Origin of the sequence: Cytobacillus gottheilii, assembly GCF_900166665.1 — a bacterium.
GTDB lineage: Bacteria > Bacillota > Bacilli > Bacillales > Cytobacillaceae > Cytobacillus > Cytobacillus gottheilii_A.
This window is the reverse complement of record NZ_LT800494.1, coordinates 2,943,831-2,959,959: the sequence shown is the minus strand read 5'-3', so window position 1 is coordinate 2,959,959 and position 16,129 is coordinate 2,943,831. Positions and strand designations below refer to the sequence as shown.

The window sequence follows — 16,129 nt, the reverse complement described above, 5'->3', positions numbered from 1 at the left end:
GTACTTTTGCAGGGTTTTTTTGTGTGAAAAAAGCGGATTAAAACAGAAATCATTTTACAATTACCATGAATCTATGTAAATTGGATTGTAACAGGATCTAAGTATTTAATCTAGATGGAGAAAAAGCGTTTCTGTTTCCAGATTCATTACATTTGCATGACATTATGTTTTCCATTTCTTCATAGTGTTTTAAATATAGTAGAATAGGGTAAAGTGGAGGATATGGTTTTTTCTTTCCTTCAAATTTTATGAACCTACAACAATGTGAGACAACAATTAACTTTGAGGTGAAATTATGAAAATTGCAGTAAGCGGCGGCGGTACAGGAGGGCATATATATCCTGCGCTGGCCTTAATTAGAGAAATTAGAAAAGAGCATAAAGATGCGCAATTTTTATACATAGGGACAGAAAAAGGCTTAGAAAGCAAAATTGTCCCAAGAGAGAATATCCCTTTTAAATCCATCCATATAACTGGCTTTAAACGAAAGCTCTCACTGGATAATGTAAAAACAATTATGCGTTTTTTAAAAGGTGTAAAAGACAGCAAGCAAATGCTGAAGGAATTTAAGCCAGATGTGGTAATTGGCACTGGTGGCTATGTATGCGGGCCGGTTGTTTACGCTGCGGCTAAGCTAGGCATTCCAACGGTTATTCATGAACAAAATAGTGTGCCTGGACTAACAAATAAATTTTTAAGTAAGTATGTCGACCGAGTTGCCGTCTGCTTTGAAGAGGCAAAAGCCTTTTTCCCTGAGAAAAAGGTTATACTCACAGGAAATCCCAGGGCTTCGGAAGTTCTTGGTCAAGATGGAATTCAGGGCAGGCTTTCAGCTGGCTTAAACACCAAAACACCTGCAGTTCTTATTTTTGGCGGAAGCAGAGGGGCTAGACCGATCAATGAAGCAGTAGTGAAATCACTTGCTGAATTTGGTTCGAAGCCATATCAGCTTTTATATGTGACAGGTGATGCTCACTTTGAAGATGTCAAAAAGGAAGTCGAGCTAGTTGGAAACCCTGCTAATGTAATCATTAAGCCTTTTATTCATAACATGCCTGAAGTGCTTGCGGGCATTGATTTAGCGGTAACCCGTGCTGGTGCCACGACATTAGCCGAGCTCACTTCGCTGGGAATTCCGAGCATCTTAATTCCAAGTCCTTATGTAACCAATAATCATCAGGAAAAAAATGCAAGAGCTTTAAGTGATCACGGAGCAGCGGAATTATTGCTGGAGAAGAATTTAACAGGAAAAAAATTGGTTGAGCAGATTGATCATATTTTAATCAATGAAGAAAAAATTGAGCAGATGAAGAAGCAATCGAAAGAGCTGGGGATACCTGATGCGGCACACCAGCTTTATCGTCTGATGAAGGAGCTAAGTGCTGCCAAGCGCAAATAGCCCAATCACTGCATAAACTATAATTGAAAAACAGCAATCGAAAGGCAGGTATGTATGAAAGAGTTTATCGGAGAGCTACAGACATTAAATGCAGGCAAAATCAAAGAAAATGAGCCGCTTGCAAACCATACAACAATGAAAATTGGCGGACCAGCTGATCTTTATATAGAACCATCTTCTGTTGAAGGTTTAAGCCAAATCATGGAGCTTATAAAAAAACATAATTTCAAATGGACGGCAATTGGCAGAGGATCAAACTTGCTTATTTCTGATAAGGGGATCGAAGGAGCTGTTATTAAATTAGGACGCGGTCTCGATCACATGGACTTACAAGGCTCAGAGCTAAAAGTAGGAGCTGGATATTCGATTGTTGCATTGTCTACCCAGATTAGCAGAAAAGGCTATTCAGGACTTGAATTTGCAAGCGGAATACCTGGTTCTGTAGGCGGAGCAGTCTATATGAATGCAGGTGCACATGGTTCGGATATATCTAAGATTTTAAAAAGTGCTCACATTTTATTTGAAGATGGCCAAATGCAGTGGCTTACAAATGAAGAAATGATGTTTTCCTACCGGACATCTGTATTGCAAAAAGAACGTCCTGGCATTGTACTTGAAGCGATTTTTGAAGTTGAAGAAGGCAATAAGGATGAAATTTTTGCTGAAATGCAAAAAAACAAAGATTACCGCAAAGATACTCAGCCATGGAACTATAAATGTGCTGGGAGCATCTTTCGAAATCCGCTGCCTCAATTTGCAGGAAGACTTATTGAAGAGGCAGGTCTAAAAGGCTATACAATTGGCGGTGCGCAAATTTCTGATATGCACGGCAATTTTATTGTCAATACTGGAAATGCTACAGCACAGGATGTATTGGACTTAATTCAATATGCAAAAGACAAAATCCAAAATGAATACAACGTGTCTTTAGAGACAGAAGTAGAAATAATAGGTCGAAAGTAACAGGGGGATATTCCTCCCATATTCCATATATTGTGATATAATAATGTATTGGAATTTTACAGTTATAGCGGCATGTATATGCGTGCCGTTATCCCTCTCTTTGATGATAAAAATTCCAATTTGGAATAAATGACATGCTTTATTTGAGAGGTGAAAAAGAATGAGTAATGGAAAATTAGTATCTCTGGAAGATCGCATACCTAAGTTGAAAGAGCAGAGGAAAAAGAAAGCAAATCGAAGACTTATTTTTCTGCTGATCCTGTTTTTTATTTTGATTGTATTCGTGATCTATTTTCAATCTTCGTTAAGTCATGTGAAAGAAATAGTAGTGAAAGGCAATACTATTTACAGCACTGAAGAGATTATTAAAAACAGTGGTATTTCGCAAACGGCGAATATATGGGAAATAGATGAGCAGGAGATTGAGAAAAAGGTAAAAGAAATGTCTGAGGTGAAGAATGTTCAAGTCACCACCAGGCTGCCTGGAACAGTTAGCATTACGGTCGATGAAATGAAAAGAATTGCATACATAATGAACGGAAAAGAATATAAGCCTGTACTGGAAAACGGTAAAACGATTAAAGGACAAGCTGGTGAAATTCCGGCAAATGCACCGATTCTAATTGGCTTTGATGAAGGCGAACCCCTTGAATTGATGATACAGGAATTAGAAGACCTGCCAGTTGAAATTCAAAATTCAATTTCAGAAGTCCATTATCGCCCAAAGGAAACCGATCGATTTCATGTTCAGTTATTTATGAATGATGGATTTGAAGTAAGTGCTACGCTCAGAAGTTTCTCAGAAAAAATGGCACATTATCCTTCAATCGTAAGTCAGCTTGATGCAAATCAAAAAGGGATTATTGACTTAGAAGTTGGCTCTTATTTTAAAGCTTTTGAAGAAGAAGGGGCTGAGAGTGTTGACGAGGAAACAGAAGGTGAAGGGTAGACAAGTTATTTTTTCGCTTGTATTTCTTGTACTGGGGTTTATCTTAACCTTCTCATTTCGATTAACAAATGGCGAAAATGAAGCAGCTGATATTTCTACCAAGCAATGGGAAAGAGACTTGAATCTCCGTAACCAAATTGTAGAAGTGGAAGAGAAGAACCGGTTATTGCAAAAAGACTTAAATGCAAATCAAGAAACAATCCAAGATATTGAAAAAAGTTTTGCAGAAGAAGAGCAGATTTATTTTAACATGGCAGAAGATGCTGAAAAATATCGGATGTATCTTGGAAAAGTGAAAGTAAAAGGCCAAGGGGTAGAAGTCAGGCTATCTGACGGAAATTATGATCCAAATGAAGAAAACATTAATAATTATATCGTTCATGAACATCATGTTTTTCGCGTGATTAATGAGCTATATATATCAGGAGCGTCAGCGATTTCGATAAATGGACAAAGGCTGAAAGCAAATTCGTATATTTTATGCAATGGTCCTGTTATAGAAGTGGATGGCTACCAGCATCCAGCACCATTTGTCATTTCAGCGATCGGCGATGCGGATGTTATGGCTTCAGCGTTAAATTTAACCGGCGGTGTAAAAGATCGCTTAGTGAATGATAATATATTATTCTCATTAGAAACAAAACAAGAAATTGTGATGGAGCCGATCTACGGAAGTTAAGTTTTCTTGGTGAACGTATTTGCTTTCTCCTAAAAGCGGGACACAAATAAATATGATGCAATATGAAAAATGATTTAGGATTACAGATCGTAAAATAAATGTCCACATAAAATAGGTGTGTGAAAGCAAGGTGGTAAATACCGTGGACAAGAAGTGGATGAGCTTTACCTTTATTACAATTATTGTCGGCTTTATGCTTGCCTTGCAATTCAATACCGTACAAGAACCGATTGTCCGTGATACGAGAGATACTTGGCAGCTAAGGGAGGATCTTGAGAAAGAGAAGGACATACAAGTACAGTTGTTAAGGGAAATACGTTCTCAAGAGGATATTCTTTCTCAATATGAATCAGAAAGGGAGCAGAGCAGGGAGCTGGCACTGCGCGATACACTTGAGGAACTCAAGAAAGAGGCCGGTTTAAGTAAAATCGAAGGCTTCGGCATTATATTGACGATAGAACCAGTTTATGAGGATCTGCTGATGGGAACAGAGGTCACAACTTTATCTCCTGATCTGCTGAAGAGGTTACTAAATGAACTGAATATGTATGATGCACTTCATGTTTCAATAGGGGGTCAGCGTGTTATAAACACAACGGTCATCCGAGACATAAACGGAGAAACAAAAATCAATGGATATTCCCTAAATGATTTTCCGATTGAAATAAAAGTTATAGCAGAAAATAGACAAGCCGCTGAAAAACTATATAATCGTATGCAAGTATCAAAATCGGCTGAAGAATTTTTTATTGATAATTTGCGGGTGAAGATTGCCAAACCGGAATCTGCCATAACCATCCCGGCTTATGAGGATAGTATTCGTATCCGAGACTTGGAACTTGTAGAGCCTGACAAAGGAGGAAAATCGTAATGTGGCTGCCTGTGTTAGGCCTTATAATAGGTGTCTTTTTTGGACTGATGGCTGATATTAGAATTCCGGCCGAGTATTCTAATTATCTATCTATTGCTGTATTAGCAGCTCTTGATACATTAATCGGAGGAATACGCGCACAGCTGCAGAATATTTACGATGAAAAGGTCTTTGTATCAGGCTTTTTCTTTAATATCATCCTTGCAGCAAGTTTAGCTTTCCTAGGTGTACATCTTGGTGTAGACTTGTACTTAGCAGCAGTATTCGCCTTTGGTGTCAGGCTCTTTCAAAACATAGCAGTCATCAGAAGAATCCTGCTAACCAAGTGGTCTATCCCCCGTGAAAAAACTGAAAAAAATTAAGTTTTAAAAAAGGGAATAGTCTAACTTCTGACGAATTAGTAGAGTATTATGCTGTAAATAAATGATTATAAATAAAGAGGCTGGTCTGCTTGATCCCTTATTATTTATAGTATATATAGCAGTAAATGAAAAATTACTTTAGAATAGCTTTTATTATGTTATCATTCGATGCTTATTCGAAGCAGTTGAATTATAGTACACATTAACTTGTGCTGGTCGAAACGGAAGGGTACGAGACTCCTGCGGGAAGAGTGGGAAGTTGAGACCCCGCAGGTGCAAAAGCGCCGAGGAGGCTCACCACCCGCCCCGCGGAAAGCGAGTACCCTGAAGTGAAGAACAGCACTGCAGAAATCAAATTAGAAATACATTTGTTGTTCAATAGAACGAATTGCAGAAGGAGGTGCCAGAGAATGAACAGCAACGAAATATATGTAAGTCTTGACATCGGTACATCCAGTGTAAAAGTTATCATTGGTGAAATGGTCAATGACTCTTTAAATATTATAGGTGTTGGCAATGTAAAGTCTGAAGGGTTAAGAAAAGGCTCCATTGTTGATATAGATGAAACCGTTCATTCCATAAAACGGGCAATTGAACAAGCCGAGCGTATGATTGGCATGGAAATTAGAAGCGTAATTGTGGGGATCACTGGCAACCATGTCATGCTTCAGCCCTCACATGGTGTAGTAGCAGTATCCAGTGAAAACAGGGAAATATCAGATGAAGATGTTGCAAGAGTAATAGATGCAGCACAAGTTGTATCCATTCCTCCAGAACGGGACATTATTGATGTCATTCCGAAACAGTTTATTGTTGACGGTTTGGATGAAATAAGTGACCCGCGCGGCATGATTGGTGTAAGGCTTGAAATGGAAGGAACTATTATCACTGGCTCTAAAACAATTTTACATAATACTTTGCGCTGTGTAGAGCGTGCCGGTCTTGAAATAGTCGATATTAGCCTGCAGCCCTTAGCAGCTGGAGCTTTTGCCCTATCAAAGGATGAAAAAAATCTTGGAGTTGCTCTAGTAGATATTGGCGGCGGCTCAACAACCGTGACTTTGTTTGAACAGGGGATCTTAAAAGGAACCAGTGTACTGCCGGTTGGAGGAGACCATATTACAAAAGACCTTTCAATTGGCTTGCGCACTTCAACAGAAGATGCTGAGAAAATAAAAATTAAATACGGGTATGCATTTTATGATCATGCTTCTGAAGAAGAGGTATTCAGTGTTCCGATTATTGGCAGTGATCAACATCAGCAATTTAATCAACTTGAAATTTCTGATATTATAGAAGCTAGATTGGAAGAAATCTTTGACCTGATTCAACATGAAGTAAAGCGTCTTGGAGCATACGACCTTCCTGGCGGATATGTGCTGACAGGAGGAGTTGCCAATTCACAAGGTATACTCGAATTGGCTCAGGTTATTTTCCAGAACCGCGTTCGAATCGCTATACCTGATTATATTGGTGTACGAGAGCCACAGTATACGACCGCGGTCGGATTGATAAAATTCGCCTATAAAAATGCGAAGGTGCAGGGCAGGAAGATGAACACTCCAGTCGCAAGCACTGAAGCAAAGGAAAGAAGAGTTCAAAAACAACCGCAACCAAAAGCAAAGCCGGAGAAGCAGCCGGAAGAAAAAATTACATCGAGAGTAAAAAAGTTCTTCGGATACTTTTTCGAATAGGCTTTTAGCAAGCGAAATAGTGTTCGCTAGGATATCGATTTAGGAGGATTTGTCATGTTAGAATTTGATACAAATTTAGACTCATTAGCAACGATAAAAGTAATCGGCGTTGGCGGCGGCGGTAACAATGCGGTTAACCGGATGATTGAACATGGTGTTCAAGGTGTTGACTTTATAGCCGTAAATACAGATGCGCAAGCATTAAATCTATCAAAAGCTGAAGTGAAGATGCAGATTGGCGGAAAGCTTACTAGAGGTCTAGGAGCTGGAGCTAACCCTGAAGTAGGTAAAAAAGCTGCGGAAGAAAGCAAAGAACAGCTTGAAGAGGCACTTAGAGGTGCCGACATGGTGTTCGTTACTGCTGGAATGGGCGGCGGAACAGGTACAGGAGCTGCACCAGTTATTGCTCAGATCGCTAGAGATTTAGGAGCTTTAACAGTTGGTGTTGTGACAAGACCTTTCACATTCGAAGGAAGAAAAAGATCAACACAAGCAGCAGGCGGCATCGCTTCTATGAAAGAAGCTGTGGATACATTAATTGTCATTCCAAATGACCGTCTTTTAGAAATTGTGGATAAAAGCACTCCAATGCTTGAAGCTTTCCGTGAAGCAGATAATGTGCTTCGCCAAGGGGTTCAAGGTATTTCTGAACTCATCGCTGTTCCTGGATTAATCAACCTTGACTTTGCTGACGTAAAAACCATTATGTCCAATAAAGGTTCTGCATCAATGGGGATTGGGATTGCATCAGGTGATAACCGTGCAACTGAAGCTGCTAAAAAAGCGATTTCTTCTCCATTACTAGAAACTTCAATTGACGGAGCGCAAGGTGTTCTTATGAATATTACAGGCGGCTCAAACCTTAGTTTATATGAGGTTCAAGAAGCAGCAGATATTGTTGCCTCTGCATCGGATCACGATGTAAACATGATTTTCGGTTCTGTTATTAATGAAAATCTTAAGGACGAAATTGTTGTAACAGTTATTGCTACTGGATTTAATGAAGAGGCTGCTCAGCCTAAACCAAGCAGACCATCATTTGGCCAGCAAAAACCAGCAATGGGCGCAGGAACTGGAGCAGGTGCGGTGAAACGCGAGCAGCCGAAGCGTGAGGAGCCTCAGCAGGAGCCAGTGCGCACGACTTCTACAAATAATGCTGAAGATACACTAGATATACCAACATTCTTACGCAACCGCAATCGCAGAAGATAAACAAAAAGATTGAATACCACCCTCGGGATGAATTGTCCCGAGGTTTTTTTATTGTAAAAGACTCTAACGCCTAAACGAGAACCTCTTAAAGATAAATCTATCTAAGAGGTTCTAGTTTAGGCTGTTTACTTATAAAAGCAACAAAGTTTGCAAGATTAGTCCGGATTAAAATCCAAAGCAAAAACTAGTCGAAAAAGAAATATTGACAAAAAACGAAGATTATAGTGAAAATTTCTCAAGTTTTCACTACAGGAAGTGACATCTTTATCTAAACAGATGCGCTATACTTTTTCGTAACAGATTTAATAGTGGTCAAAGAGTACTTAAACTTCAGGGAATTTTGTTCATTTATTGCAGCTTATATTCTTATTGAGTTGTACTTAGCATCCCAAATGATCCCGCATCAGACTTTTAGGGGGGATATGATTGGCGATTTACCTTGATGTCATTTGGGCTTTAAACTTTTTGTTCGACACACTATTGCTTTACTTAACGGCCATTATTTTAAAGCGTAATGTGAAATGGTGGAGGCTCATAACAGGTGGTTTCATCGGTTCAATCATTATTTTATTATCGATTACCCCGATGCATACCTTTGCCGGACATCCGCTAATGAAATTATTATTCTCAGTGTTTATGGTTTATACGGCATTTGGCTATAAGAGACTAAAGTTTTTCTTTAGCAGTCTGATGACCTTTTATTTAACCACCTTTTTAATTGGCGGCGTTCTAATTGGTGCTCATTATTTTGTTCAATTTGATTTTGAACTGTCGGCTGCAGTCATGATTGGAAGTGTTAAAGGGTTTGGAGATCCGATTAGCTGGCTTTTCGTTATGATTGGTTTTCCGCTGGCCTGGCATTTTTCCAGGAAAAACATCGAGACGTTTGAAATGGTGAAAATTCAATATGACTCATTAATTGATGTGGAAGTAAAGCTGAACGGTAAAATATATGCTTTTAAAGGCCTGATCGATAGCGGAAACCAGCTATACGATCCTATTTCAAAAATGCCTGTCATGTTTATCTCCATAAAAGGAAAAGAGACAGATTTTCCTGATGAAATTCAAGCTATGGCAGAAGATCCAGAAAAGCTCGTCCTTGGACAACATACTGTTTCACCGGATTGGGAACATAAAATTAGAATTATCCCCTATAAGGTAGTTGGACAGGATCATCAGCTCATTATTGCCATTAAACCTGAATGCATCAAATTAATAAAAACAGAGGAAGTGCTGGAAGTAAATCGGGGTTTAATATCGTTTACCATGCAGGAGCTTTCAAGTGACAATGCCTTTCAATGCATTGTTCACCCTAAGATGATGGCCAGTGCTAAACAAGTATCTGCAGAGATACGAGCAGGATAACGCAGGTAAAAGGCTTAATATTACTATACTCAGAAAAACACAATTTAGAAGGAGGACAAATCATGAAAAAATTAAAACTTCGATTATCCTATTACTGGTATAAATTGCTGATTAAGCTGGGCATCAAATCTGATGAAGTATACTACATAGGCGGAAGTGAAGCATTACCGCCCCCGTTAAGTAAAGAGGAAGAGGAACATTTACTCATTAAGCTGCCAAAAGGAGATAAGGCAGCTCGATCCATTTTAATTGAACGGAATTTAAGACTGGTCGTTTATATAGCGAGAAAGTTTGAAAACACAGGAATCAATATTGAAGACTTGATTAGCATTGGGACGATCGGATTGATTAAAGCAGTTAATACCTTTAATCCCGAAAAGAAAATTAAATTAGCTACCTATGCTTCCCGTTGTATTGAAAACGAGATCCTTATGTACTTAAGAAGAAATAATAAGATCCGGTCAGAAGTTTCTTTTGATGAGCCGCTGAATATTGATTGGGACGGTAATGAGTTATTGCTTTCCGATGTTTTAGGCACGGACGACGATATTATTACGAAAGATTTAGAAGCAAACGTTGATAAAAAGCTGCTGCTGAATGCCCTTCATCAGCTGACTGACCGAGAAAAACAAATAATGGAGCTAAGATTTGGCCTTGGACCTGGCGATGAAATGACCCAAAAGGATGTAGCAGACCTTCTAGGCATCTCGCAATCCTATATCTCCAGACTAGAAAAAAGAATCATAAAAAGACTAAAAAAAGAATTTAATAAAATGGTATAGGAAAAGTGGAAGGCGCTCGCCCAGGGACGACAAGCTTAAGACGAGCCATTCAAAAGGTCGTACTTTGACCTTTTGAATGGATTGGCTTAAGACCTCGAGTCCCTAGCGCCTGTAGCTAGACAGCAGGAAAAGTGGAAGGCGCTCGCCCATGTTAAGGAACGCAGTCTAAAACCGCCACGTCCTGTGGCAACGACTGCACAACCCACATCCTGTGGGCCCCAAGCATAAGCCAAGATGGCTAGAAGGTTGCACTTTAACCTTCTTGACAGATTGGCTTAAGACCTCGAGTCCCTAGCGCCTGTAGCTGGACAGCAGGAAAAGCGGAAGGCGCTCGAGCTAGACATTAAATCCAAATTTTTTTTTGTCTAAATCCTACTGCAGCAACCTCTGTCAATTCTGAATTTTTGAGCTCTATTTCATCATGCATATTTTTCCTTCTCAAGGAGATACTGTTTTTTGTACAGCAACTCCTGTGAGGAGGGAAAGAATTGACTCGAAATAAAGTAGAGATTTGCGGTGTAGACACATCAAAACTTCCAGTATTAAAAAACGAAGAAATGAGAGAACTCTTCAAGCAAATGCATGAGGGAGATATAACGGCCCGGGAAAAACTCGTAAATGGCAATTTACGGCTTGTATTAAGTGTCATCCAGCGTTTTAATAACAGAGGGGAATTTGTGGATGATCTGTTCCAGGTTGGATGTATCGGCCTAATGAAATCTATTGATAATTTTGATTTAAGTCAAAACGTAAAGTTTTCCACTTATGCTGTTCCAATGATTATTGGGGAAATTAGAAGGTATCTACGTGATAATAACCCTATTCGCGTTTCCCGTTCATTAAGGGATATTGCTTATAAAGCCTTGCAGGTAAGAGAGCGGCTTATGAGCAAAACATCTAGAGAGCCAACAGCAGAAGAAATTGCAAAGGAACTTGATGTACCGCATGAGGATATCGTATTCGCCCTCGATGCAATTCAAGATCCCGTTTCCTTGTTTGAGCCAATCTATAATGATGGCGGAGACCCTATTTTTGTGATGGACCAGCTCAGTGATGAGCGGAATAAGGACATCCAATGGATTGAGGAAATAGCACTAATGGAAGGCATGCGAAGACTTAATGAAAGAGAAAAACTTATACTTAGAAAAAGATTTTTCCAAGGAAAAACGCAAATGGAAGTTGCTGAAGAAATCGGAATATCTCAAGCTCAAGTATCCCGCTTAGAAAAAGCGGCCATTAAACAAATGAACAAAAATATTCAAAGTTAAGTCTGCCGCATGGCAGACTTTTTTGCACTTTAAGAAATATGATGTGTGAAGAGATTCTCCGCAGTTGCTAATTCGAATTAAGAATCTGTGCAACTAATAATAGTTTTCCCTGCAGGCTTGCCAGTCTGTAAGCTTCTCTACTTGCTTATTTTCCTAACTTCCCCCTCGTTTTCTTTTTTTCCTAACATGAATTTCTATCCATTCATCATATAGTAAAGTAAGAATAAAAGCGGGAGCTGACCTGGATGATTAAAATTTCCGATTTTCAAATGAAAGATGTTGTTAACGTTTCAGATGGGAAAAGACTGGGGAATATTGGCGATATTGATATTAATTTAAACAGCGGTAAAATTGAAGCTGTGATTGTAGGCGGTAGCGGAAGAATGCTTGGTTTTTTTGGAAAAGATGAAGATATTATTATCCCGTGGAAAAATATCATTAAAATTGGAGAAGATGTGATTCTCGTCCGTTATAAATCAGAAGAGTACAGTTTTACAGAAGATGAAGGATAAAGCAACATAAAACTGTAAACAAAGCCATCCTTATGGTAAACTAGAGAAAAAATGAGGATAATTGATGGAACCATTTACTAAGCAAACAAAAGAGTATTTAACAATTAATCATTGGGTGTCCGATTTTCCTCAGCTTGCCGCTGGCTTTTCGACCAAAAATGGCGGCTTCAGCGATGGGGATTTTACAGGATTGAATATGGGGTTTCATGTTTCAGACGACCAGCAGGCTGTGCTGAAAAATCGCGAGCATCTTGCTGGTAAATTGGATTTTTCTCTGTCTGACTGGATTGGAGCCGATCAGACTCATGAGGTAAATGTTGCAAAGGTTACCTCAAAAGATGGGGGCCTTGGAGCCCTGCAATATGAGAGCTCTTTTCCTCAAACAGATGGATTTTATACGAATAATCAAGGAATTCTTTTAACCTTATGTTATGCTGATTGTGTTCCATTATACTTCCTGCATCGTCAAACCAAAACGATTGGTCTGGCTCATGCTGGCTGGAAAGGAACTGTGCATGGCATCGCGGAAAAAATGATTGCCGCTTTTAATAGTGAAGGAATTGCAGCTAGTGAAGTGGAAGCAGTCATTGGACCATCCATTTGTAAGCATTGCTACGTCGTAGATGACAGGGTGGTAAAAGCTGCAGATCGGTGGAAAAATGATGATGTGCCAGCACCGTATAAAGAAATCTCAGAAGGTCAATATCAATTAGACTTAAAACAGTTAAACAGGCAAATTATGATTCAAAGCGGAATTGCAGAAAAGAATTTGGTCATTTCGAATTATTGCACCAGCTGTAATGCTGATTTGTTTTACTCTCACCGCAGAGATGGCGGAAAGACAGGAAGAATGATCAGTTTTATGGGCTGGAAGGAGGAGTAAGAGCAGTACAATGAAGGTAGAAGATAATTTAAAGGAAATTCAGCAAAAGATAGATGCAGCCTGCCAGCGCTCCGGCCGCAATCAGGACGAAGTGAAAATCATTGCTGTGACAAAATATGTTTCTATAGAACGTGCTCAGGAAGCATTTGATGCTGGAATTAAAGATTTAGGCGAAAACCGTGATGATGGCCTCCTTGCAAAATGGGAGGTATTAGAGGACAAGCCTACTTGGCACTTTATAGGTTCACTGCAATCAAAAAAAGTTAAGAATATTATTGATAAAGCAGCATATATTCACTCGCTGGACAGACTGTCGCTGGCAGCTGAAATACAAAAACGAGCAATTGATCCAGTAAACTGTCTTGTTCAAGTGAATGTTTCCGGAGAAGAATCTAAGCATGGCTTGCCAATTGAAGAGGTTAAAAGCTTTATCTCTTCATTAAAGCCATATACAAATATTCGGGTTGCTGGACTCATGACAATGGCGCCATTAACCGACGATGAAAATCTATTGCGCAGCTGCTTCAGAAAACTGAAAGGGCTTCAGCAGGATATTCAGGCAATGGAAGAACCTTTTGCACCATGCACAGAATTGTCGATGGGAATGTCCAATGATTATACGATTGCCATTGAAGAAGGCGCGACAATGATTAGAATTGGAACAGCTCTAGTGGGCCAATAAGGTAAGGAGGTTTAGGAGAATATGAGCATCAAATCTAAATTTAAGACATTTTTCTTTTTAGATGATGAATATGATGATAGAGAAGAGGATATGCTCGAAGAGGAAGCAGCACCGGCTAAACAGCCTTCGCAGCAAAAGCAGCAGTCTGTCCAAAAGCAAAATGTAGTCAGTCTGCAAAGTGTCCAAAAATCATCAAAGGTAGTATTGGTGGAACCCCGCGTTTATGCGGAGGCACAGGACATAGCAGATCAATTAAAAAATAGAAGAGCTGTTGTAGTGAATCTGCAGCGAATTGAAAGAGATCAGGCTAAAAGAATCATTGATTTCCTCAGTGGCACCGTCTATGCAATCGGCGGAGACATTCAAAAAGTAGGAAATGATATTTTTCTGTGTACACCAGACAATGTAGAAGTGTCTGGAACGATTTCGCAACTCATGCAAGAGCAAGAATTCGATAATACGAGGTGGTAGTTGGAATGAGCTTTTTGTTTGGAATTTTACAAAATGTGATTGGTCTTTATTCATGGGCATTAATTATTTATATCTTAATGTCATGGTTTCCGAATGCAAAAGAATCTGCAATTGGACAGTTTTTAGCGAGAATATGTGAACCATATTTAGAGCCGTTCAGAAGATTTATCCCTCCTATTGGCATGCTTGATATTTCACCTCTTGTTGCTATTTTTGTTCTTCGATTTGCAGTAAGCGGATTAGATCAATTATATAGATGGATTGTATTGTAAAATAGGGCTTCTTCAAGTCCTTTTTTACTTTGTATGTCCATTTTTATTTATAAGGCTTTTTTCTGAGCGATTGTTGTTTTAATAATCCCTTTTTAAAGGAGCATTTTAGTAATATGTTTGTTTAATTGAAACAAAAGAGTGCGAGACTACTGTGGAACGAGGAGGCTCAGCACCCGCCCTGCGGAAAGCGAGTACTCTGAAGTGGAAATCGTTGTACATTAATGTAAAAGCAGCAAAGTCTGCGAAAACAGCCTTTTATAATAAGGAGTTTTATCATGAGTATTTATCAACACTTCAGACCAGAAGAGAAAGAATTTATTGATCAGGTGCTGAATTGGAGAGACCAAGTCGAAAGTACATACGCCGGAAAGCTGACAGATTTTCTAGATCCGCGCGAACAGCAAATTGTTAAATCAATCATTGGAGAAACTGGTGAAATTAAATACGCCTTTTTTGGCGGCTATGATGGCGCAGAAAGAAAGCGGGCATTTATATACCCTGATTATTATCAAATTGAAGAAGAGGATTTTCAAATCAGCTTATTTGCGGTAGAATATGCAAAGAAGTTTGTTACAATCGAGCATCCTCAGGTTTTAGGCAGCCTCATGTCACTTGGCCTGAAAAGAAGTAAATTTGGGGATATTCTCATTCAGCAGGAAAGTGTTCAGCTAATTGTGTCGAAAGAAATTGAGCCTTATATCACCCTCCAGCTCGAATCAATTGGACGGGCGAGCATAAACTTAAAACAAATCCCCTTAACAGAGGCTTTAGAATCTGAGGAACAATGGCAAGAATCCCACCTCACATGCAGCTCATTAAGACTAGATGCGGTGCTGGCAGCTATTTTTAATATATCACGCCAAAAATCGCAAACCTATATTCATTCTAAACTAGTAAAAGTTAATTGGGCTGTGGTTGAAAACCCTTCTTTTGAATGCAGAGAAGGCGATATGATATCTGCGAGGGGATTTGGACGTGCTAAAATGATGGAGATTGAAGGGAAAACAAAAAAAGATAAGTGGCGGATTGTAGCAGGTAAGCAAAAATAATTTTAGATCTTGCAGGAATTTGCGAAAGTATGTCGAATAATTGGTTATCGAGTACATAAAAAGAACAATTGATTTGGGAGGTGGCAACAGTGCCATTAACACCGTTAGATATTCATAATAAAGAGTTCAGTAAAGGATTCCGCGGATATGATGAGGATGAAGTGAATGAATTTCTTGACAATGTCATTAAAGATTATGAATTAATTATCCGTGAGAAAAAAGAACTTGAAGAAAAACTAAATGATTTAAATGAGCGAATCGGCCATTTCAACACCATTGAGACGACATTAAACAAATCAATCGTTGTTGCACAGGAAGCTGCTGAGGAAGTTAAGCGAAATGCTCAAAAGGAAGCAAAGCTGATTATTAAGGAAGCTGAAAAAAATGCTGATCGCATTGTCAATGAATCTCTTTCTAAAGCAAGAAAAATAGCTATTGATATAGAGGAATTAAAAAAACAGTCGAAGGTATTCCGCACTCGTTTTAAAATGCTGATTGAAGCACAGCTTGATATGCTTAATAACGATGACTGGGATCATTTGTTAGAATACAAGCTTGATGCGACTGAATTGAAAAATGCTGAAGAAGAAGATTCATACGCTTGACGAAATAAGAAGTTTTCGCATATAATTTTATCACAAAATCATCAATGTTAAATCGTTGAGAGGGACAGTATATTTCTCAAATGTTTATAGAAGCGGACATAAAGGACGCTT

18 protein-coding genes and 1 other annotated feature (1 of these 19 running past the window's edge) are annotated in these 16,129 nt (G+C 39.0%); all 18 genes read left to right on the top strand.

Features of this window, described 5'->3' with window-relative positions; translation table 11 throughout:
• The first annotated feature begins 295 nt into the window (after nt 1-295).
• Nucleotides 296-1,399 (top strand): undecaprenyldiphospho-muramoylpentapeptide beta-N-acetylglucosaminyltransferase, encoded by a 1,104-nt coding sequence (gene murG / locus B7E07_RS14555; RefSeq protein WP_080846536.1) that lies wholly within the window; start codon nt 296-298, stop codon nt 1,397-1,399.
• Between the two features lie 54 nt (nt 1,400-1,453).
• On the top strand, nt 1,454-2,362 hold the full coding sequence (murB, locus tag B7E07_RS14550; protein ID WP_080846535.1) for a UDP-N-acetylmuramate dehydrogenase: 909 nt from the start codon (nt 1,454-1,456) through the stop codon (nt 2,360-2,362).
• A 160-nt stretch (nt 2,363-2,522) separates the two neighbouring features.
• A complete protein-coding gene (locus B7E07_RS14545; RefSeq protein WP_080846534.1) occupies nt 2,523-3,311 on the top strand; it encodes a cell division protein FtsQ/DivIB in 789 nt (262 codons plus the stop codon).
• Nucleotides 3,301-3,990, top strand: a complete 690-nt coding sequence (locus B7E07_RS14540) for a DUF881 domain-containing protein (RefSeq protein WP_257391459.1) — start codon at nt 3,301-3,303, stop codon at nt 3,988-3,990. Before B7E07_RS14545 ends, B7E07_RS14540 begins: the two co-directional genes overlap by 11 nt.
• A 142-nt stretch (nt 3,991-4,132) precedes the next feature.
• Nucleotides 4,133-4,861 carry a DUF881 domain-containing protein gene (locus B7E07_RS14535; protein ID WP_176215209.1) on the top strand — a complete coding sequence of 243 codons (729 nt, stop codon included), beginning with the start codon at nt 4,133-4,135 and terminating at the stop codon, nt 4,859-4,861.
• Nucleotides 4,861-5,223 (top strand): small basic family protein, encoded by a 363-nt coding sequence (locus B7E07_RS14530; RefSeq protein ID WP_080846532.1) that lies wholly within the window; start codon nt 4,861-4,863, stop codon nt 5,221-5,223. Before B7E07_RS14535 ends, B7E07_RS14530 begins: the two co-directional genes overlap by 1 nt.
• A gap of 410 nt (nt 5,224-5,633) precedes the next feature.
• Nucleotides 5,634-6,917 carry a cell division protein FtsA gene (gene ftsA, locus B7E07_RS14525; protein ID WP_080846531.1) on the top strand — a complete coding sequence of 428 codons (1,284 nt, stop codon included), beginning with the start codon at nt 5,634-5,636 and terminating at the stop codon, nt 6,915-6,917.
• A 54-nt stretch (nt 6,918-6,971) separates the two neighbouring features.
• Nucleotides 6,972-8,129 (top strand): cell division protein FtsZ, encoded by a 1,158-nt coding sequence (gene ftsZ, locus B7E07_RS14520; protein ID WP_080846530.1) that lies wholly within the window; start codon nt 6,972-6,974, stop codon nt 8,127-8,129.
• Nucleotides 8,130-8,555: 426 nt separating this feature from the next.
• Nucleotides 8,556-9,494, top strand: a complete 939-nt coding sequence (gene spoIIGA / locus B7E07_RS14515; RefSeq protein WP_080846529.1) for a sigma-E processing peptidase SpoIIGA — start codon at nt 8,556-8,558, stop codon at nt 9,492-9,494.
• Between the two features lie 62 nt (nt 9,495-9,556).
• Nucleotides 9,557-10,276 carry an RNA polymerase sporulation sigma factor SigE gene (gene sigE, locus B7E07_RS14510; protein WP_080846528.1) on the top strand — a complete coding sequence of 240 codons (720 nt, stop codon included), beginning with the start codon at nt 9,557-9,559 and terminating at the stop codon, nt 10,274-10,276.
• Nucleotides 10,277-10,764: 488 nt separating this feature from the next.
• Nucleotides 10,765-11,544, top strand: coding sequence for an RNA polymerase sporulation sigma factor SigG (gene sigG, locus B7E07_RS14505; RefSeq protein WP_066446830.1), 780 nt, complete (start codon nt 10,765-10,767; stop codon nt 11,542-11,544).
• 245 nt (nt 11,545-11,789) lie between these two features.
• A complete protein-coding gene (locus tag B7E07_RS14500; protein WP_080846527.1) occupies nt 11,790-12,056 on the top strand; it encodes a YlmC/YmxH family sporulation protein in 267 nt (88 codons plus the stop codon).
• Between the two features lie 64 nt (nt 12,057-12,120).
• Complete coding sequence (gene pgeF / locus B7E07_RS14495) at nt 12,121-12,939, top strand: peptidoglycan editing factor PgeF (RefSeq protein WP_080846526.1); 819 nt, start codon at nt 12,121-12,123, stop codon at nt 12,937-12,939.
• A 10-nt stretch (nt 12,940-12,949) separates the two neighbouring features.
• Nucleotides 12,950-13,621: a YggS family pyridoxal phosphate-dependent enzyme gene (locus B7E07_RS14490; RefSeq protein ID WP_080846525.1), complete on the top strand. Its 672-nt coding sequence runs from the start codon at nt 12,950-12,952 to the stop codon at nt 13,619-13,621.
• Between the two features lie 21 nt (nt 13,622-13,642).
• The gene (locus B7E07_RS14485; protein WP_066446819.1) at nt 13,643-14,092 is read left to right on the top strand and encodes a cell division protein SepF; all 450 of its coding nucleotides are present in this window, start codon (nt 13,643-13,645) and stop codon (nt 14,090-14,092) included.
• A 5-nt stretch (nt 14,093-14,097) separates the two neighbouring features.
• On the top strand, nt 14,098-14,364 hold the full coding sequence (locus tag B7E07_RS14480; protein WP_080846524.1) for a YggT family protein: 267 nt from the start codon (nt 14,098-14,100) through the stop codon (nt 14,362-14,364).
• Between the two features lie 275 nt (nt 14,365-14,639).
• Nucleotides 14,640-15,413: a YlmH family RNA-binding protein gene (locus B7E07_RS14475; protein ID WP_080846523.1), complete on the top strand. Its 774-nt coding sequence runs from the start codon at nt 14,640-14,642 to the stop codon at nt 15,411-15,413.
• Between the two features lie 89 nt (nt 15,414-15,502).
• A complete protein-coding gene (locus B7E07_RS14470) occupies nt 15,503-16,018 on the top strand; it encodes a DivIVA domain-containing protein (RefSeq protein WP_080846522.1) in 516 nt (171 codons plus the stop codon).
• Nucleotides 16,019-16,064: 46 nt separating this feature from the next.
• Nucleotides 16,065-16,129: a binding site (T-box leader), on the top strand; it runs 194 nt beyond the window's last position.

Bases quoted from the DNA above. Each gene is read 5' to 3' on its own strand.
- B7E07_RS14545 (WP_080846534.1), top strand. From the start codon at position 2,523: ATGAGTAATGGAAAATTAGTATCTCTGGAAGATCGCATACCTAAGTTG.
- B7E07_RS14475 (WP_080846523.1), top strand. From the start codon at position 14,640: ATGAGTATTTATCAACACTTCAGACCAGAAGAGAAAGAATTTATTGAT.
- B7E07_RS14530 (WP_080846532.1), top strand. From the start codon at position 4,861: ATGTGGCTGCCTGTGTTAGGCCTTATAATAGGTGTCTTTTTTGGACTG.
- B7E07_RS14490 (WP_080846525.1), top strand. From the start codon at position 12,950: ATGAAGGTAGAAGATAATTTAAAGGAAATTCAGCAAAAGATAGATGCA.
- B7E07_RS14500 (WP_080846527.1), top strand. From the start codon at position 11,790: ATGATTAAAATTTCCGATTTTCAAATGAAAGATGTTGTTAACGTTTCA.
- ftsA (WP_080846531.1), top strand. From the start codon at position 5,634: ATGAACAGCAACGAAATATATGTAAGTCTTGACATCGGTACATCCAGT.
- pgeF (WP_080846526.1), top strand. From the start codon at position 12,121: ATGGAACCATTTACTAAGCAAACAAAAGAGTATTTAACAATTAATCAT.
- ftsZ (WP_080846530.1), top strand. From the start codon at position 6,972: ATGTTAGAATTTGATACAAATTTAGACTCATTAGCAACGATAAAAGTA.
- murB (WP_080846535.1), top strand. From the start codon at position 1,454: ATGAAAGAGTTTATCGGAGAGCTACAGACATTAAATGCAGGCAAAATC.
- B7E07_RS14480 (WP_080846524.1), top strand. From the start codon at position 14,098: ATGAGCTTTTTGTTTGGAATTTTACAAAATGTGATTGGTCTTTATTCA.
- murG (WP_080846536.1), top strand. From the start codon at position 296: ATGAAAATTGCAGTAAGCGGCGGCGGTACAGGAGGGCATATATATCCT.
- B7E07_RS14485 (WP_066446819.1), top strand. From the start codon at position 13,643: ATGAGCATCAAATCTAAATTTAAGACATTTTTCTTTTTAGATGATGAA.
- sigE (WP_080846528.1), top strand. From the start codon at position 9,557: ATGAAAAAATTAAAACTTCGATTATCCTATTACTGGTATAAATTGCTG.